The 17,016-nt window shown below is 73.4% G+C and carries 14 protein-coding genes and 1 riboswitch; of the genes, 1 reads left to right on the top strand and 13 read right to left on the bottom strand.

All coding sequences use genetic code 11. From position 1 onward, the window contains the following. Positions 1–73: 73 nt before the first annotated feature. The 12 genes from ACFYNX_RS30825 to ACFYNX_RS30770 all read right to left on the bottom strand — a co-directional run bounded on the left by ACFYNX_RS30825 (position 74) and on the right by ACFYNX_RS30770 (position 13,703). On the bottom strand, positions 74–1,375 hold the full coding sequence (locus ACFYNX_RS30825; protein ID WP_388666163.1) for a class I SAM-dependent methyltransferase: 1,302 nt from the start codon (positions 1,373–1,375) through the stop codon (positions 74–76). A gap of 211 nt (positions 1,376–1,586) precedes the next feature. Then, positions 1,587–2,966 (bottom strand): NAD(P)/FAD-dependent oxidoreductase, encoded by a 1,380-nt coding sequence (locus tag ACFYNX_RS30820; protein WP_388666161.1) that lies wholly within the window; start codon positions 2,964–2,966, stop codon positions 1,587–1,589. A gap of 369 nt (positions 2,967–3,335) precedes the next feature. Beyond that, positions 3,336–4,250, bottom strand: coding sequence for a Ppx/GppA phosphatase family protein (locus ACFYNX_RS30815; RefSeq protein ID WP_365544891.1), 915 nt, complete (start codon positions 4,248–4,250; stop codon positions 3,336–3,338). Continuing rightward, positions 4,247–4,795 carry a DUF501 domain-containing protein gene (locus ACFYNX_RS30810; RefSeq protein WP_365544894.1) on the bottom strand — a complete coding sequence of 183 codons (549 nt, stop codon included), beginning with the start codon at positions 4,793–4,795 and terminating at the stop codon, positions 4,247–4,249. The genes ACFYNX_RS30815 and ACFYNX_RS30810 overlap by 4 nt, the downstream gene beginning before the upstream one ends. 46 nt (positions 4,796–4,841) lie before the next feature. Further along, positions 4,842–5,312, bottom strand: a complete 471-nt coding sequence (locus ACFYNX_RS30805) for a septum formation initiator family protein (RefSeq protein ID WP_125664982.1) — start codon at positions 5,310–5,312, stop codon at positions 4,842–4,844. 119 nt (positions 5,313–5,431) lie between these two features. Further along, entirely contained in the window at positions 5,432–6,724 is a 1,293-nt protein-coding gene (gene eno / locus ACFYNX_RS30800) for a phosphopyruvate hydratase (protein ID WP_365544897.1), read from the bottom strand. Positions 6,725–7,117: 393 nt separating this feature from the next. Continuing rightward, a complete protein-coding gene (locus ACFYNX_RS30795; protein ID WP_388666156.1) occupies positions 7,118–7,852 on the bottom strand; it encodes a transglycosylase family protein in 735 nt (244 codons plus the stop codon). A 3-nt stretch (positions 7,853–7,855) separates the two neighbouring features. Next, a riboswitch (cyclic di-AMP (ydaO/yuaA leader) is annotated at positions 7,856–8,031 on the bottom strand. Between the two features lie 258 nt (positions 8,032–8,289). Continuing rightward, the gene (locus tag ACFYNX_RS30790; protein WP_388666153.1) at positions 8,290–9,381 is read right to left on the bottom strand and encodes a transglycosylase family protein; all 1,092 of its coding nucleotides are present in this window, start codon (positions 9,379–9,381) and stop codon (positions 8,290–8,292) included. A gap of 160 nt (positions 9,382–9,541) precedes the next feature. Next, positions 9,542–10,885 (bottom strand): cytochrome P450, encoded by a 1,344-nt coding sequence (locus ACFYNX_RS30785; RefSeq protein WP_388666150.1) that lies wholly within the window; start codon positions 10,883–10,885, stop codon positions 9,542–9,544. Positions 10,886–10,946: 61 nt separating this feature from the next. Continuing rightward, positions 10,947–11,924 carry a nucleoside triphosphate pyrophosphohydrolase gene (locus ACFYNX_RS30780; protein WP_388666147.1) on the bottom strand — a complete coding sequence of 326 codons (978 nt, stop codon included), beginning with the start codon at positions 11,922–11,924 and terminating at the stop codon, positions 10,947–10,949. A 19-nt stretch (positions 11,925–11,943) separates the two neighbouring features. Continuing rightward, positions 11,944–12,627, bottom strand: a complete 684-nt coding sequence (locus ACFYNX_RS30775) for a SurA N-terminal domain-containing protein (RefSeq protein ID WP_388666144.1) — start codon at positions 12,625–12,627, stop codon at positions 11,944–11,946. Between the two features lie 80 nt (positions 12,628–12,707). Next, a complete protein-coding gene (locus ACFYNX_RS30770) occupies positions 12,708–13,703 on the bottom strand; it encodes a glycosyltransferase family 2 protein (protein ID WP_388666141.1) in 996 nt (331 codons plus the stop codon). Positions 13,704–13,828: 125 nt separating this feature from the next. On the opposite strand from ACFYNX_RS30770, the gene ACFYNX_RS30765 reads away from it, so the two are divergent. Then, entirely contained in the window at positions 13,829–16,240 is a 2,412-nt protein-coding gene (locus tag ACFYNX_RS30765) for a YfhO family protein (RefSeq protein ID WP_388666138.1), read from the top strand. On the opposite strand, the gene ACFYNX_RS30760 is transcribed toward ACFYNX_RS30765, so the two are convergent. Beyond that, entirely contained in the window at positions 16,158–16,820 is a 663-nt protein-coding gene (locus ACFYNX_RS30760; RefSeq protein WP_388666134.1) for a VanZ family protein, read from the bottom strand. The two genes, ACFYNX_RS30765 and ACFYNX_RS30760, sit on opposite strands and share 83 nt — an antisense overlap. Between the last annotated feature and the right edge of the window lie 196 nt (positions 16,821–17,016).

The raw sequence follows: 17,016 nt of genomic DNA, 5'->3' as shown, positions 1-17,016 counted from the left end.
GGCACGGCACGCACCACCGGCGAAGGGCCGGTCTCCCACCCGGGAGGCCGGCCCTTCGCCGTACGCACGCGGGTCAGTCCGTCCCCCCGGTCCACGCCCGCGTCCGCAGCGGCAGTCCGCTCGTCCCCGCCGCCGGGGTCTTGACGGCGAGGAACTGGTTCACGCCGATCCGGTTGCGTTCGAAGGAGACGGCGGAGGCGGCCATGTAGAGCCGCCAGACGCGGGCCCGGCCCGGGGAGACGAGCCGGACGGCCCGGTCCCAGTCCGCCTCCAGGCGGGCCACCCAGCGGCGCAGGGTCAGGGCGTAGTGCTCGCGGAGCGCCTCCACGTCCCGGACCTCGAAGCCGGCGTCCTCCAGGGTCGTCAGGGTGCGGCCCATGGGGGCGAGTTCGCCGTCGGGGAAGACGTACGCGTCGATGAAGGGGTCGATCGCGTAGGCGGCCTCGTCGGGCTCGGGGCGCCGGGAGATCTGGTGGTTGAGGAGCCGCCCGCCGGGCCTGAGGAGCCCGTACAGGACGTCGGCGTACTCCCGGTACTTCACGGCGCCGACGTGCTCGGCCATCCCGATTGAGGAGATCGCGTCGTACGGGCCGTCGGTGACGTCCCGGTAGTCCTGGACGCGGATCTCGATCCGGTCCGTCAGGCCCTCCTCGGCGATCCGCTTGCGGGCGTGGGCGGCCTGTTCGCGGGAGAGGGTGACGCCGACGACCCGGGCGCCGTACTCCCGGGCGGCGTGCAGGGCCATGGAGCCCCAGCCGCAGCCCACGTCGAGGAGCCGGTCGCCCTCCTTCAGGTCCAGCTTGCGGGCGACGAGGTCGAGCTTGTCCCGCTGGGCCTCCTCCAGGGTGCCGCCGGGCGTCCAGTAGGCGCACGAGTAGACCATCGAGGGGCCGAGGACCAGCTCGTAGAAGTCGTTGCCCACGTCGTAGTGGTGGCCGATCGCCTGCCGGTCGCGGCGTCTGGTGTGCCGGCCGCCGCTGCGGCCGCGGACCTCCTCGGTCGGCGGGGCCGGGGGCGGCACGGGTCCGGCGAGCCGCAGCAGGGAGCGGGCGGCGGCGCGCAGCCGGGGGTCGCGGGCGGCGGCGAACAGGCCCGGGGAGTCGCCGTCGCGCTCCCAGAGCAGTCCGGAGACCCGGTCCAGGACCTCGTACAGGTCCCCCTCGACGTCGAGCTCCCCGGCCACCCAGGCGCGGACGAGGCCCAGTTCGCCGGGCTTCCAGATCATCCGGCGCAGGGCGCGTCGGTCGCGGACGACCAGGACGGGGGCGCCGGCGGGTCCGGCCTCGCTGCCGTCCCAGGCCCGCAGCCGGACCGGGAGCGGTCCTCCGAGGAGCTCTTCCGCGAGTTCCGCCAGCCGCGACGCGGCGTCGGCCATGGTGCCCACCTCCGTGATCGGTGTCCCGGAAACATCCGTCACCCAGGGAACACCGTGGGTGGGCACCGGCACTCCCACCGCGGTGCAACGAGTCGGCAAAACACGCGAAGGGCCGCCCGCACCACGGATGGCGGGCGGCCCTTTCGGGACTGCTGCGTCACTGCTCTGCCGCGTTACCGCTCTGCTGCGGCACCGCTCTCCTGCCGGAGGGTCAGGAGGCCTTGGCCTTCTCCTGCACCGGGGCGGCCGGGGCGGGGGCGGGCTTGGCGGCCTCGTAGAACTCCTCGCGCGGCGACTCGATGGCGCCGAGCGAGACGACCTCGCGCTTGAGGAACATCGCCAGGGTCCAGTCGGCGAAGACGCGGATCTTGCGGTTCCAGGTCGGCATGGCCATGCCGTGGTAGCCGCGGTGCATGTACCAGGCAAGACGGCCCTTGAGCTTGATCTTCACCTTGCCCATGACGATCATGGCGACGCCCTTGTGCAGACCGAGTCCGGCCACCGCGCCCTTGTTGGCGTGGCTGTACTCCTTCTGCGGGAAGCCGCGCATGCCGGCCACCACGTTGTCGCCGAGGACCTTGGCCTGGCGCAGGGCGTGCTGGGCGTTCGGCGGGCACCAGGCGTTCGGGTTGCCCGCGCGGCGGCCGACCATGTCGGGGACCTGGGCGTTGTCGCCCGCGGCCCACGCGTAGTCGAGACCGTTGATCTGGAGCTTCTCGTTGCAGTCCACGTGGCCGCGGGGGCCGAGCGGCAGACCGAAGCGGGAGAGCGCCGGGTTCGGCTTCACGCCGGCGGTCCACACGATCGTGTTGGAGTCGACCTCCAGGCCGTTCTTCAGCACGACGTGGCCGTCGACGCAGGAGTCCATGGAGGTCTCGAGGTAGATCTCGATCCCGCGGCTCTCCAGGTGCTCCTTGCCGTACTGGCCGAGCTTGGGGCCGACCTCGGGAAGGATCTTGTCGGCCGCGTCGACCAGGACGAAGCGCATGTCGTCGCGCGACACGTTCTGGTAGTACTTCGCGGCGTCGCGGGCCAGGTCCTCGACCTCGCCGATGGTCTCCGCGCCGGCGAAGCCGCCGCCCACGAAGACGAAGGTCAGCGCCTTGCGGCGGACCTCCTCGTCGGTGGTCGAGTCGGCCTTGTCGAGCTGCTCGAGGACGTGGTTGCGCAGGCCGATGGCCTCCTCGATGCCCTTCATGCCGATGCCCTGCTCGGCGAGGCCGGGGATCGGGAAGGTGCGGGAGACCGCGCCCATCGCGATGACGAGGTAGTCGAAGGGCAGCTCGTACGCCTCGCCGACGAGCGGGGCGATCGTGGCGACCTTGCGGTCCTGGTCGATGGTGGTGACCCGGCCGGTGAGCACCTCGGCTCCGCGGACGACGCGTCGCAGCGGGACGACGACGTGGCGCGGCGAGATGCTGCCGGCGGCGGCTTCGGGGAGGAAGGGCTGGTAGGTCATGTACGACCGCGGGTCGACGACCGTGACGGTCGCCTCCGCGTAGCGCATCTTCTTGAGGATGCGCCGAGCTGCGTACAGGCCTACGTACCCGCCGCCTACTACGAGGATCCTGGGACGCTCCGTGGTGCTCATGCCATCGAGTATCCACCCCGTCCGGGGGGTGTGTTCGTGCGCCCCTTCACAAGGTTGCGGGACACCTCTGCTACACTCCGCCGCCCACGTGATCCAGGTCATGTTCCCGCAAAGGAACCGGGGTGCAGTGGCGAACGTTGTTCACCCCCCGTGAACTGGACCGGAGAGCCTCCGTCAACCCTGAACCGGAGGCCCCGTTCACGCGATGGAAACACCGGGCGGATCGGGCCCCGCGCCTGCGAAAGGGCCCTGAGAGGTACCTCGGAGGGCCCAACGACCCCCTTCGGACTCCCTCAGGGCCCTTTTCCTTGTGAAGAACTTCACGAACTTTCCCGGCGGAGCCGCGTGGGAAGGCTCGATAGCGACCTCCTATGCGACGGATAGAGCGATCCCATCGAGGATGTCGTGCTCGCTGACGACCACCTCGCGGGCTCCGACGCGCTCCACGATCTCCCTCAGGACGAGCGCCCCGGCGACGATCACGTCCACCCGGCCGGGGTGGATCACGGGGATCGCGGCCCGCTCGTCGTGGGTGGAGGCGAGGAGCCGGTCGGTGACCTCGGCGACCTGCTCGGCGGAGATCCGGGAGTGGTGGACCTTCTCGGAGTCGTACTCCGGGAGGCCGAGGGCGATGGCGGCGACGGTGGTGACGGATCCGGCCAGGCCGACGAGGACGTCGGCCGTGTCGATCGGCACGCTCCCGGCGGCCAGGTCGAGCGCGGCCCGGACGTCGGCGCGGATCGCCTCGGCCTCCTCGGCGGTCGGCGGGTCGTGGCGGACGTGCCGCTCGGTGAGCCGGACGCAGCCGACGTCGACCGAGCGGGCGGCCCGGACGTGGTCGGTGCCGGTGACGAACTCGGTGGAGCCGCCGCCGATGTCCACGACGAGGTAGGTCTCGGTGCCGGGCAGCTCGCCGGTGGCCCCGGCGAAGGAGAACGCGGCCTCCTGGTCGCCGGTGATGACCTCGGGCTCGACGCCGAGGATCTCCACGACCCCGCGCACGAAGTCGTCGCGGTTCTCGGCGTCGCGGGAGGCGGAGGTGGCGACGAAGCGGATCCGCTCGGCGCCCAGCTCCTCGATCACGGCGGCGTACTCGCGGCAGGCGGCGAAGGTCCGCTCCAGGGCCTCGGGGGCGAGCCGGCCGGTCCGGTCGACGCCCTGGCCGAGGCGGACGATCGTCATCCGCCGGTCCAGCTCGATCAGCTCGCCCGTCTCCGGGTGCACGTCGGCGACGAGCAGGCGGATGGAGTTCGTACCGCAGTCGATTCCGGCGACCCTGGTCACTTCTTCTCCTCCGCGTCCTCGTCCGGCGCCCCGCACGGGGTGACGCACGGGCCCTTGGCCCACCACTCCGGCAGCATCGCGAGCGCCTCGTCGCCGAACGGGTTCACGCCCGGGCCCGCGACCAGCGAGTGGCCGACGAGGACGTGCAGGCACTTGACCCGGTCCGGCATGCCGCCGGCGCTCGGGAAGCCCTCCAGGACCTCGATGGCGTCGCGGCGGGCGAGGTAGTCCTCGTGCGCGGCCCGGTAGGCGTCGGCCAGCTCCGGGTCGGTGGCGAGCCGGGCCTGCATCTCCTTCATGACCCCGTTGGCCTCCAGGGTGCCGATGGCCGAGGCCGCCCGGGGGCAGGTCAGGTAGTACGTGGTGGGGAACGGCGTGCCGTCGGGGAGCCGGGGCGCGGTCTCGACGACGTCCGGCTGCCCGCAGGGGCAGCGGTGCGCGATGGCGCGCAGGCCGCGGGGCGGCCGGCCGAGCTGGAGCTCGAAGGCGGCGACGTCCGCCTCGGTGGGCTCGGTGCGTTCGGTCTGCGGAGGGGGCGTTTGCATGTCTGCCTTGGTTGCCTAGGTCGTCGGTCGTCGGTCGTACGGGGTGTCAGGGACGGTCGGCCTTGTCCACGCCGTCCCAGAGGTTGTCGTACCAGGGGCGGTCGGCCGCCCCCTGGTCGGCGCGGGGCCGCTGCTCCGCGCCGGGGTCGTTCACGGTGAAGCCGGTCTCGCCGGGGAGCACGTAGTGCAGGTGCTCGCGGGCGAGGCGGCGGACGTAGGCCGGGTCCTGGAGGCGGGCCTTCTCGTCCCTCAGCTCCTGCACCCGCCGGGCGGCCTCGGCGGCCCGGCGCTCCTGCTCGGCGATCTCGCCCTGCTGGGAGACGTAGCTCCGCATGGGATAGGCGAGGGCCACCACCAGGGAGCAGACGACGAGGGCGAGGAAGGCGGCGCGGCCGGTGAGCCGGGAGCGGCGGGCCTGACGGCGGGTCTGGGAGCGGTAGACACGGGCGGCGGTCTGCTCGCCGAGCAGCCTGATCCGGGTCGCGGTCGAGAACCGGTCCCGGTCCTTCACGGCCATGTCGTGTCGCCTCCCCTGTTCACGCGGACGTCCCCGCACACGGTACGGGACCGAGTACGGGGACGTACGGAAGCTGCTCTGCGGAAAGGCGCAGCGGGTGTCAGCCCTTGCCGTGCCGATCAGTTCGCGGTGCGGAACCGCGGGAAGGCGCTGCGGCCGGCGTACACCGCGGCGTCGTCGAGGATCTCCTCGATGCGCAGGAGCTGGTTGTACTTGGCGACGCGCTCGGAGCGGGCCGGGGCGCCGGTCTTGATCTGGCCGCAGTTGGTGGCGACGGCCAGGTCGGCGATGGTGACGTCCTCGGTCTCGCCGGAGCGGTGGGACATCATGCACTTGAAGCCGCTGCGCTGGGCGAGCTCGACGGCGTCGAGGGTCTCGGTCAGCGAGCCGATCTGGTTGACCTTGACGAGCAGGGCGTTCGCGGACTTCTCCTCGATGCCCCGGGCCAGGCGCTCCGGGTTGGTGACGAACAGGTCGTCGCCGACGAGCTGGACCTTCTCGCCGAGCTTCTCGGTGATGACGTTCCAGCCGGCCCAGTCGTCCTCGAACAGCGGGTCCTCGATGGAGACCAGCGGGTACGCGGAGACGAGCTCCTCGTAGTACTCGGTCATCTCGGCGGCCGAGCGGGACTCGCCCTCGAACTCGTACTTGCCGTCCTTGTAGAACTCGGAGGCGGCGACGTCGAGCGCGAGCGCGATGTCCTTGCCGGGCACGTAGCCGGCCTGCTTGATCGCTTCGAGGATGAGGTCGAGCGCCTCGCGGTTGGAGCCGAGGTTCGGGGCGAAGCCGCCCTCGTCGCCGAGGCCGGTGGAGAGGCCCTTGGACTTCAGGACGGACTTGAGGGTGTGGTAGACCTCGGTGCCCCAGCGGAGGGCCTCGGAGAAGGACTCCGCGCCGATCGGGGCGATCATGAACTCCTGGATGTCCACGTTGGAGTCGGCGTGCGACCCGCCGTTCAGGATGTTCATCATCGGAACGGGCAGCAGGTGCGCGTTCGGGCCGCCCAGGTAGCGGAAGAGCGGGAGGTCGCTGGCCTCGGAGGCGGCGTGCGCGACGGCGAGGGAGACGCCGAGGATGGCGTTGGCGCCGAGCGAGGACTTGTCCGGGGTGGCGTCCAGGTCGAACATGGCCTGGTCGATCAGGCGCTGCTCGGTGGCGTCGTAGCCGACGAGCTCCGGGCCGATCTGCTCGATGACGGCGAGGACGGCCTTCTCGACACCCTTGCCCTGGTAGCGGTTCGGGTCACCGTCGCGGAGCTCGAGGGCCTCGAACGCACCGGTGGAGGCGCCGGACGGAACGGCAGCACGGCCGGTGCTGCCGTCGTCGAGGCCGACCTCGACCTCGACCGTGGGGTTGCCTCGGGAGTCCAGGATTTCCCGGGCTACGACGACGTCGATGGACGGCACGAGCATCTCCTTCTGGGATGTGACGCGGGATGTGACGCAAGGTCGGTGCAGGGTCGCTCGGCCTTGCGACAAGAGCCTAACCGCCCCGGAGGCTCCGACCGGCCGGGCGCCCGCCCCCTGGGACGAAAAAGGACCCGAGGGCACGCACAACGGGACGAAGGACCCCAGACCTACCGGGCGGTAACCGTCAGGTGGGGCCGGAGTCGTCCCGTACGAGGGGGTCGCTCCGTACGAGGGGGTCGCCCCGTACGAGGGGTCGCCCCGTACGGGAGGTGTCCCCCCGGCAAAGGGGAACCCCGGTCCGGCGCGCACGGGGGAGTGGCGCGCCGGACCGGGGTGGTCACCGCGGGAGGGTCATCGGGGGCGCGTGAGCCGCCGGACTCACGCGACCCGCCGGGCTCACTTCAGGTGGAGCTGCTGGCCCGGGTAGATCAGGTCGGCGTTCTCGACGACGTCGTCGTTGAGCTCGAAGAGCTGCGCCCAGCCGCCCTGGACGCCCTGCGCCTGGGCGATCTTGCTGAGGGTGTCGCCGGCCACGACCTTGTACTCGCCGTCGCCCTTCTTGACCGTCTTGCCGGTCGGGGTGGTGACGGTCTTCTGCGGGGCGGCCTGCGGAGCCTGGCGCGACTGGCTGCGGGTGGTCGGCTGCTCGGCCTTCCGCTCCTGCTTCGGCTGCGCCTGCCGCTGCGACTGCTCCTGCTCGGGCTGTTCCTGCTTCGGCTGCTCCTGCGGCGCGCTCTCGGCGGAGCCGCCGTCGTACGAGGCGCCGGAGAGGCCCACGCCGCAGCTCGGCCAGGCGCCCTTGCCCTGGCCCGCGAGGACCTTCTCGGCGACGGCGATCTGCTGCGACTTCGACGCCTGGTCGGCGCGCGGGGCGTAGGCGGTGCCACCGAAGGCGGCCCAGGTGGAGTTGGTGAACTGCAGGCCGCCGTAGAAGCCGTTGCCGGTGTTGATGGACCAGTTGCCGCCGGACTCGCACTGGGCGACGCGGTCCCACTCGGAGGCCGTGGCGGCCGAGGCGGTGCCCGCGGTCATCAGCGGGGCGGCGACGGCGACGCCGGTGACGCCGACGAGCGCGGCGACCTGGGCGGCCTTGGAGGGACGGCGGTGTTTGCCCTTGACGGAAAACAGCATGGGGATTCTCCTCACCGACGCCTGCGAGGTGAGCTGTCGGGTTCGGGCCGAAGAGTTGCCCGGCCGCGTGTCCTAGCACGCGACTTCACCCCTAGCCGGTCGTCGGCCGTCCGTGTCTGGACGGCCGGGCCCGGCGCTTACCTTGGGTCCCCCGCTCCTGCCTTCGGCGCTTGCGCGACGACTGTTCCCATCGGCCGACGGCAGGATTCGGCGTTTCGGTCGACGGGGCCCGCGGTGGCGAGCGATGACGACCGTAGACACAGACCCCCCCGAAGTTCAAAGAGGCTCATACGACGAATTTCGCCTCTTCTTGCCCTTCGGAGGGGACTGTTTGCGCAGGTGAGGGATGACGGAAGCGGAGCTTGCGGGCGCGACACGCCAGTTGGGACAAAGAGACCCATGTCTCACTCGTCCGGAACCGGACATACGCCCACGAACTACCCGGCCGCCGGGACCGAACCCTTCGTCAGATCGAGGTTCTGACCAGGGAGGATGAGGTCCGGATCGGTGCCCACGGTCCGCTTGTTGGCGTCGTAGAGGGCGGTCCACCCTCCGGGCAGTTCGTTCGCCTGGGCGATGTCCGAAAGGCTGTCACCCGGACGCACGACGTATTCACCCGAAGAGCGCTGACTGTCCGTTGTGCCCGAATCCTTCGCTTCATCAGCGATCGGGGTCGATGCAGCCTCTTCGGACAGCTTGTCCTTGTCCGAGGCATGTCTACCGGATTCGGTGGAGCTGTCCGGCTTGCCGGTTTCCTCCGGGGCGGCCTCGCCCCGGTGCTTGCCCGTGCCGGGCGCGGCCGACGTTCCCTCAGCTCCCGGAACACCGGGCGTAACAGACGTACCGGGCGTAACGGACTCACCGGGGGTGGCGGGGACCGTCGGGTCGGCCGGATCGGTCGGACCGGCCGGGAGCGTCGGGTCCGCCGGGTCCGTGGCCCCGGTGGTCCCGGACGGCGCGGACGGCGTCGCGGGGGCGGTCGGCGTGCTCGGGCCCGTCGAGCCGGCGGGAGCCGTCGGCGTGGCCGGCGCCGTGGCGGGGGCGGTCGCGGGGGCGGAGGACTTCGGCGCCCCGGTGGACGGAGCGGCGGCGGACGGCGCGGCCGCGGACGGCGCGGCCGCGGAGGCGCCCGACGCGCCCGAGTTCCAGTTCGACTCGGGGACGGGCGCCACGGAGGTCGTCGGGGCGGCGGCCGGGCCCGGGTCCACCCCGGTGGGCTTCCCGTCGTTCGCCAGGCCGGCGATCGGCGCGCAGGTGGCCCACGCGTCGCTGCCCTTGGCGAGGGCCTTCTCGGCCACCGCGATCTGCTGGGCGCGGCTGGCCAGGTCGGGGCTGGGCGCGTACGCCAGGCCGCCGTGGCGCTCCCAGTCGGCCTGGGTGATCTGGAGGCCGCCGTACATCCCGTTCCCGGAGTTGGCGCTCCACTGACCGCCCGACTCGCACTCGGCGACGCGGTCCCAGGTGGCGGCGTCGGCGGCGGACGCGGATCCGGTGGCGAGCAGGGGCAGCGCCATGGCGGATCCGGTCACGCCCGCGGCGACGACGATGGCGGGGGCCTGACGGGGGCGACGGTGTCGTCCGTTCCCGGAACGCATAGGTACGCCTTTCGCGTGACGGCTGAGACTGCCGGGAAACGTAGCGGCATTCGAACGCTCGTCACAAGTCGATGGCCACTCGATCACATGAAGATCACATTTCTGACGGGCCGTCACCGTACGAGAGGGGTACGGACGGGGAGAACTCCACCGGAAGCGTGCGCAAACCGCGCATGATGAGCCCGCCGCGCCACCGCAGTGCGGCCGGATCGGCGGCGAGCCGCAGGTCCGGCAGACGGGTCAGCAGGGTGGCGAGCGCGGCCTGTCCTTCGAGGCGGGCGAGCGGCGCGCCGAGGCAGTAGTGGATGCCGTGGCCGTACCCGAGGTGCTGGTTGTCGCGCCGGGCGAGGTCGAGCACGTCCGGCCCGTCGAAGCGCTCCGGGTCCCGGTCGGCGGCGGCGAGGACCACGAGGACCGGGTCCCCCGCCGGGATCTCCTGCCCGCCGATGGTCAGCGCCCGCGTCGCGTACCGCCAGGTCGCCATCTCCACGGGCCCGTCGTACCGCAGCAGCTCCTCGATCCCGGTCTCCAGGAGCCCGGTCTCGCCGGCGGCGAGGGAGGACTGGAGGCGCGCACGCTCGCCCGGGTTCCGCAGGAGGGCGTACAGGCCGTTCCCGATCAGGTTCACGGTCGTCTCGAACCCCGCGAACAGGAGGATGAAGGCCATGGCGGCGGCCTCGTTCTCGGTGAGGTGCTCGCCGTGGTCGGAGGCCTTGATGAGCCCCGAGATCAGGTCGTCGCCCGGCTCTTCTCGCTTGCGGTGGATCAGCTCGGCGAGGTAGCCGCGCATCTTCTTCACCGACCGGGCGACCCCGCCGCGCGGCCCGCCGCCGTGCCGGATCATCATCCCGGCCCAGTCCCGGAAGTCGTCCTGGTCCTCGCGGGGCACGCCGAGCAGGTCGCAGATGGCGTAGATGGGGAGCGGGAAGGCGAACTCGTGGATGAGGTCCGCGCTCCCCTTCTCGACGAAGCCGTCGATGAGCCGGTCGGTCAACTCCTGGACGCGCGGGGCGAACTCGGCGACCCGGCGCGGGGTGAAGGCCTTCGACACGAGCCGCCGCAGCCGGGTGTGGTCGGGCGGGTCGATGTTGAGCAGGTGGGTCATCAGCTCGGCCTTGCGCTCGCCCGGAATGCCCGTCTTGCCCTTGGCGTGCGGGGACTCGTCGTGGTGCGCCGGGTTCTTGGACAGCCGCTGGTCCGCGAGGGCCTGCCGGGCGTCCGCGTACCGCGTCACGAGCCAGGCCTCGACCCCGCTGGGCAGCGTCGTCCGGTGCACGGGCGCGTGCTCCCGCAGCCAGGCGTAGGCGGGGTACGGATCGGTGGCGAACTCCCAGGTGAAGAGCTCGGGCGCGGGCTCCTGGGCGGGGGCCGGTGCGGGGTCCGTGACGGAGGCCGGTGCGGGGTCCGGTACGGAAGACGGGGCGGTGCTGTCACTCACCCCCCGACGGTACAGCGCGCTCCGACGCGCCCCGGCGGCCCGTACGGAGCCCACTCCCCTCCTACGACCCCTCCCGCTCCTCCAGCCCCTCCGCCGCCCGGATCGCGTCCCGGTACGTCCGGGCCGCCGCCCGCAGTGCCGTCTCCGGGTCGACGCCCTCCGCCTCCGCGCGGGCGGCGAGGGCGAGCAGCTCGTACCCGACGCCCCCGTCCGCCGGGAGGGCCACGTCGAGTCCGGCCGAGCGCGCCCGGCCCGCCAGCTTCGCGGCGAGCGCGAGGCCGGGCTGTCCGAGCGGCACGCCGTCGGTGACGGACTCCCGCCGCTTCTCGACCGCCTTGGTCCGCTGCCAGTGCGCGTGGACCTCCTCGGGCGTCGCGGCGGTCGCGTCCCCGAAGACGTGCGGGTGGCGGTGGATCAGCTTCTCGACGAGGGTCCCGGCCACGTCGTCCACGGAGAACGGCTCCTCCGGGTCCTCCTCGGCGATCCGGGCGTGGAAGACGACCTGGAGCAGGACGTCGCCCAGCTCCTCCCGGAGCGCGGTCCGGTCCCCGTCCTCGATCGCCTCCACGAGCTCGTACGCCTCCTCGATGGCGTACTTCACGAGCCCCTCGTGGGTCTGCGCCGAGGTCCAGGGGCATGCGCGGCGGACGCGGTCCATGACCTGGACGAGGTCGAGGAGCCGGGCGCCGGGCAGGTCGTACGAGCCGGGGAGCAGTTCGAGCTCGGGCATCGCGACCCGGCCGGAGCCGGCGAGCCGGGCGAGGCCGTCGGTGAGGCGCCGGTCGCCCTCGCCGGAGGCGACGAGCAGGACCGTGCGGCCCCCGGCGCACTCCTCGACCAGCTCCTCGGCGGTGGGCAGGGCGTGCTCGACGACGACGCCCGCCTCCCGCAGGTACGGCACCTGGGGGTGGTGCTCGTCGGGGCAGAGCACCCGGTCCGCGGCGCGCAGCGCCTGCCACGCGGGCCAGGACAGGAGTCCGGGGGCCACGCGGTGGCTGGCGGTGAGCAGGACGACGCGGCCGGGGCTTTCGGAAGTCACCCCCCGAACCTACCCGGACTCAGGCACCGGCCTCGACGGCCTCCGGGGCCTTGCTCACCTGCCGCAGCCAGGGCGCGGTGGTGGAGGCCAGCCGGATCTGGGCGTCGTCCCAGGCGCCGTAGCGCGGGTTCACGTCGATGCCGAGGTCCTTGGAGGCGGCGGTGAAGACGTCCGTCAGCTTCTTCTGGCCCTCGGGGCTGCCGTCGGCGCCCACCTTTGCGGCGATCTTGTTGAGGAGGACGTTGCGGCGGACGACGCCGTCGATCTGGTTGGGGGCGACGCCCTGCTCCTGGAGGAGGGCGGCGGCGAGCCGGTCCTCTCCGCCGCTCTGGCGGACGAAGGCGGTGCGGGTCGCCTGGAGCTCGGCGCGGCTGGCGGTGACGCCCTTGTCGCGGGCGACCTGCTCGACGACCCGGTCGAAGATCATGCTGTTGAGCTTGCGGCGGCCGAGGTCGCCGGTGGAGGCGACGAGCTGCGCGGACTCCGGGGAGGCGGCCTGCGCGGCCCGGACGTCCTTCACCTGCGCCTGGAGGCTGGCGACGTCGATGCGCTCGCCGCCGACGACGGCCGCGGCTCCCGGGTGGGCGTCGCCGCCGCAGGCGGTGAGCAGCGGGGCCGCGGCGAGGAGTGCGGCGGAGACGGCGAGCGCGGTGCGGCGGGACTGCGTGGGGCGGGGCGTGCGGGGCTGCGTGCGGCGGTGCAAAGGAGCCTCCCGGGCTGGTCGTGCGTCAGTTGGACGACCTTGCGGTGATCGATGGTAGGCAGTCGCCGGGGCCGGAGCCACTACTTCGGAGCGACTGTTTCCCACAACGACTCACCCGTCGCCCGGGTGTCGGCCCGTCCCGCGCGTTCCCCTCCTTCGCCCCCGGCCTCCTTCAGCAGGTAGTGGGGCCGGCGCTTCACCTCGTAGTAGATGCGGCCGACGTACTCCCCGATGAGCCCGACCATGACCATCTGGACGCCGGCGAGGGCGGTGACGGTGACGAGGAGGGTGACGTAGCCGGGGGTGTCGACGCCGTTGGCCAGGGCGTCGCCGACGATCCAGGCCGCGTAGCCGAGGGCGACGACGAGCAGCAGCAGGCCGAGGTGGACGGCGGCGCGCAGCGGCTTGTTGTTGAAGGAGAGGAGCCCGTCGAGGCCGTAGTTGAGGAGCTTGCCGAAGGACCACTTGGAGCGGCCCTGCTCGCGGACGGCGTTCTCGTAGGAGAAGGTCGTGGTGCGGAAGCCGACCCAGGCGAAGAGGCCCTTGGAGAAGCGGTTGTACTCGCCGAGGTCGAGGACCGCGTCGACGGTCCGGCGGGACAGGAGCCGGAAGTCCCCGACGCCGTCGACCAGTTCGACGTCGACGAGCCGGTTGATCGCCCGGTAGTAGAGGCGGGCGGTGAGGGTGCGGGTGACCCGGTCGCCCTCGCGGGTGCGGCGGGCCACGACCTGGTCGTGTCCCTCGGCGTGCAGCGCGACCATGCGGTGGACCAGCTCGGGAGGGTGCTGGAGGTCGGCGTCCATGATCACGACGGCGTCGCCGGACGCGTGCCGGAGGCCGGCGAGCATCGCGGCCTCCTTGCCGAAGTTCCGGCTGAAGGAGAGGTAGCGGACCCGGCGCGGGTCGCGCGCGGCGAGGTCCCGCAGGAGCGGGAGGGTCCCGTCCCGGCTTCCGTCGTCCACGTAGACGATCTCGAACTCGCCGTCGAGACGGCCGAGTTCGTCGGTCACGCGGTCGTGGAAGCGGACGAGGACGTCTTCCTCGTTGAAGCACGGCACGACGATCGAGAGCAGCACGCGGACCACGACAACGGAGGGCGGTGACCCGGCCGGACCGGACGGATGGACTCTGGGCGACCATCGTGTGAACGGCCTTTCCGGGAGGCGGTTTCCCCCTCTTTCGCTGGCATATTCGACCCGTCATGCCGAACACCGCGCGCTCCTGCCTGCTGTCCGCACTCCTCTCCGCCGTGGCCGTCTGCGGCGGGGACGCCGTCGCCCGGGTCTTCCCCTTCGGGCCGCGCCACCGGGCCGTCAACGACCTCGCCAACCAGTTCGTGCCGTTCCACGCGCACCTGTGGGACCTGCTGCGGGGCCGGGCGGACGGCGGTCTCCTCCTGGACTGGCGGGCGGGCTGGGGCACGTCCTTCCTGCCCGACTACGGCACGTACCTGTCGAGCCCGTTCGCCCCGCTGGTGGCGCTCCTCCCGCGCGCGGACGTCGAGTACGCGGTGTACGCGGTCACCGTCCTGAAGACGGCGGTCGCGGCGGCGGCCATGACGTTCCTGCTGCGCCGCCTCGGGCCGGGGGCCTGGTGGTGGGCGGCGGTGCTCGGCGCCTCGTACGCGCTGTGCGGCTGGTCGCTGGCGGAGGGCACGTACAACCCGATGTGGCTGGACGGCCTGATCGCCCTCCCGCTGCTCTGCCTGGTGGGCGAGTGGGTGCGGGAGGGGCGCCGGCCGCTCCTGGGCCCGCTGGTGGTGGCGGTCTGCTGGGTCGCGAACTTCTACACGGCGTACATGGCGACCCTGGGTGCGGCCCTGGTCCTCCTGGTGCGCCTGGCGGTGACGGACTCCTTCCGCGTGCGGATCCTGGCGCGGGCGGCGGTGACGACGGGGACCGGGGCGGGTCTGGCGGCCCCCGTGCTCCTGCCGGTCCTCCTCGGCTCCCGGCACGCCCACCCGGGCCTGGTGCGGGAGTTCGCCCCGGTGGCCGGGACGGACTTCCTCGCCCGGCTGCTGCCGGTGACGTACGGCTTCGCGACCCCGGCGGCCTTCGTCTGCACGGCGGTCCTCCTGCTCGCGGCGGCGCTGCCGTTCCGCCGGGACGTGCCGGGCCGGGAGCGGTGGCTGTGGCCGGGCCTGTGCGCGGCGGTGGCGGCGTCGATGCAGTGGGGCCCGACGCACCTGCTCTGGCACGCCTTCACGACGCCGAACGGCAGCCCGTACCGGCAGACGTTCGTCCTGTCCGGGGTGCTGGTCCTGACGGCGTGGACGACGCCGGCGCGGGGCGGCGGGGCGGCTCCGGAAAGCGGCGGGCCCGGACCGTCCCCGGCTCATGGCCGCCCGGACCGCCCGGACCGCCGGGCCGTCGCCGGCGGTTCGGCGGTCGTCCTCGTCCTGATCCTGGCGGCGCTGCCGAGCCCGGTCCTCACCCCCTGGGCGCTCCTGCTCGCGGGCGCGGGCCTCGCGGCCGTGGCGGGTGCCCTGCTCCTCCCCCGCCGGGGCCGGTACGGCGTGCTCGCCGCGCTCCTCGTCACGGGCACGCTGCTCGGCCAGGCGTCGGCGACCACGGCGTACGCGGACCGGGAGCGGCTCGCGCGGCTCGACGACTACCCGCCGCTCGGACCGGAGCAGGAGCGGCGGGCGGCGGCGCTGGCGGCGGCGGACGGCTGGCCCGCGTACCGCACGGATCCGGGCCTGCCCCGGGTGGCGGGCAACGATCCGCTGCTCCTGGGCGGGCAGGGCGCCGCGTACTACAGCAGCCACACCCCGGCGGTGCTCACGGCCACCCTGGACGCGCTCGGCGGCGGCTGGACCTCGCGGGGCCGGAACCTCCAGGGCCTGGACAACCCGGTGACGGACGCGCTGTTCGGGGTGGGCGCGCGCTGGCGGGACGGCGGGGTGGTCCGTACGGACACGCGCCTGCCCCTGGTGACGGTGCGGCCGCCGGGCCCGCCGCCGGCCTACGGCCGCTCGCCCTTCCGCAACCAGGAACTCCTGCTCGGCTCCCGGGTGTACGAGGCTCCGCACGCGGGCGCGTGCCGGGTCGGTACGGAGGTCTTCCTCTGGGCCCCGGACGCCACGGGCCCGGCCCGTCTGGGCGACCGCGAGGTCCGGCTCCTGGGCGGGCGGCCGAAGCGGCAGGCGGCGATGGTGTCCCTCGGGTTCCAGCGGGCCCCCGGCCTGCGGCCGTCGCTGCCGGGCCCCGGCGCGCTCGGGTGCCTGGACCACGGCCGCCTGCGGACGGCGGTCGCGGCCCTGCGCGCCCGCGCGGCGACCTCGGTGGAGGTCACCCCGTCCGGGATACGGGCCGTCCTCCCGCCGGGCGGCGGCACGGCGGTCGTGGCGGCCCCGCGCACAGCGGGCTGGCACTGCGAGGGCGCCGGACCGACCGCGTACGGCGGTCTCCTGGCGGTCGCCCTCGGGACCGGCCGCACGGAACTCGCCTGTTCCTTCCGGCCGCCGGGGCTGCGGGCGGGCCTGGCGGCGGGGGCGGGGGCGGTGGGAGCGCTGCTGCTCGGCGCCGGGCTCAGGTCCTTCCGCCGACGCCGGTCCGGCCCCGGCTCCGGCCCCCGGTCTCTCCCCCGGCGCGCGAAGGCCTCGGCAGGGTGAGCCGTCGCGACCGCGTCCTGCGGGTCCAGCGCCGGACCGCGAAGGCGCCCAGGGCGGCGCCGGCGGTGTTGAGGAGGACGTCGTCGAAGGACGAGACGCGGCCCAGGGAGAGCGCGTACTGCGCCACTTCGACGACGAGGGAGAACACCGCCCCGATCAGGGCGGTCTTGAGCACGCGCCGGCGGCCCGACCACAGGAACGCGGCGGCCGCGCCGAAGGGCACGAGCAGGAGGACGTTGCCGACGAGGTTGACGGCCCGCACGTCCGAGAGGTCCACGTCGGCGTGGGCCGACGCGTCCAGGATCTCCCGGAACGGGACGGCCGAGATCCTGCTCTCCGTCCCGTACCCGTGCGAGAGCGTGACGAGCAGGAACGGGACGAGGGCGAGCAGCGCCACGGCGCCGAAGACGGCCCTCCCGCCCGCCGACCCCGGTCCCGTCCCGGTTCCGGCGAACGGCGCGCGCCACGCCGAGTCCCGCGCCTCCCTCGCCTCCCGCGTCTCCCTGCGCGCCTGACGGACGCCGATCACGGCGGCGCACGCCACCGCGCAGACGGAGAGGAGGACTCCTCCTCCGTGCATGACCAACACACCCCTCCCGGACGATCTCCTCCGCCGGGTACCCGGACACACGGGGTCCAAGCCAGCGCCGGGCGGGTCCTAGGGGGTGGGGGGGCGGGGGGGGCCCCGGGGGGGGGGGGGGGCCCCGGGCGGGGGCGGCCCCCCCCGCCCCCCCGCCGGCCCCCGGGGCCCGCCGGGGGCCCCACCCCGCCGCGGC

It is taken from the genome of Streptomyces sp. NPDC007872 (assembly GCF_042868165.1).
In the GTDB taxonomy this organism is placed as follows: domain Bacteria; phylum Actinomycetota; class Actinomycetes; order Streptomycetales; family Streptomycetaceae; genus Streptomyces.
The sequence above is the reverse complement of the archived record's forward strand: the minus strand, read 5'-3'. Positions and strand labels throughout refer to the sequence as shown.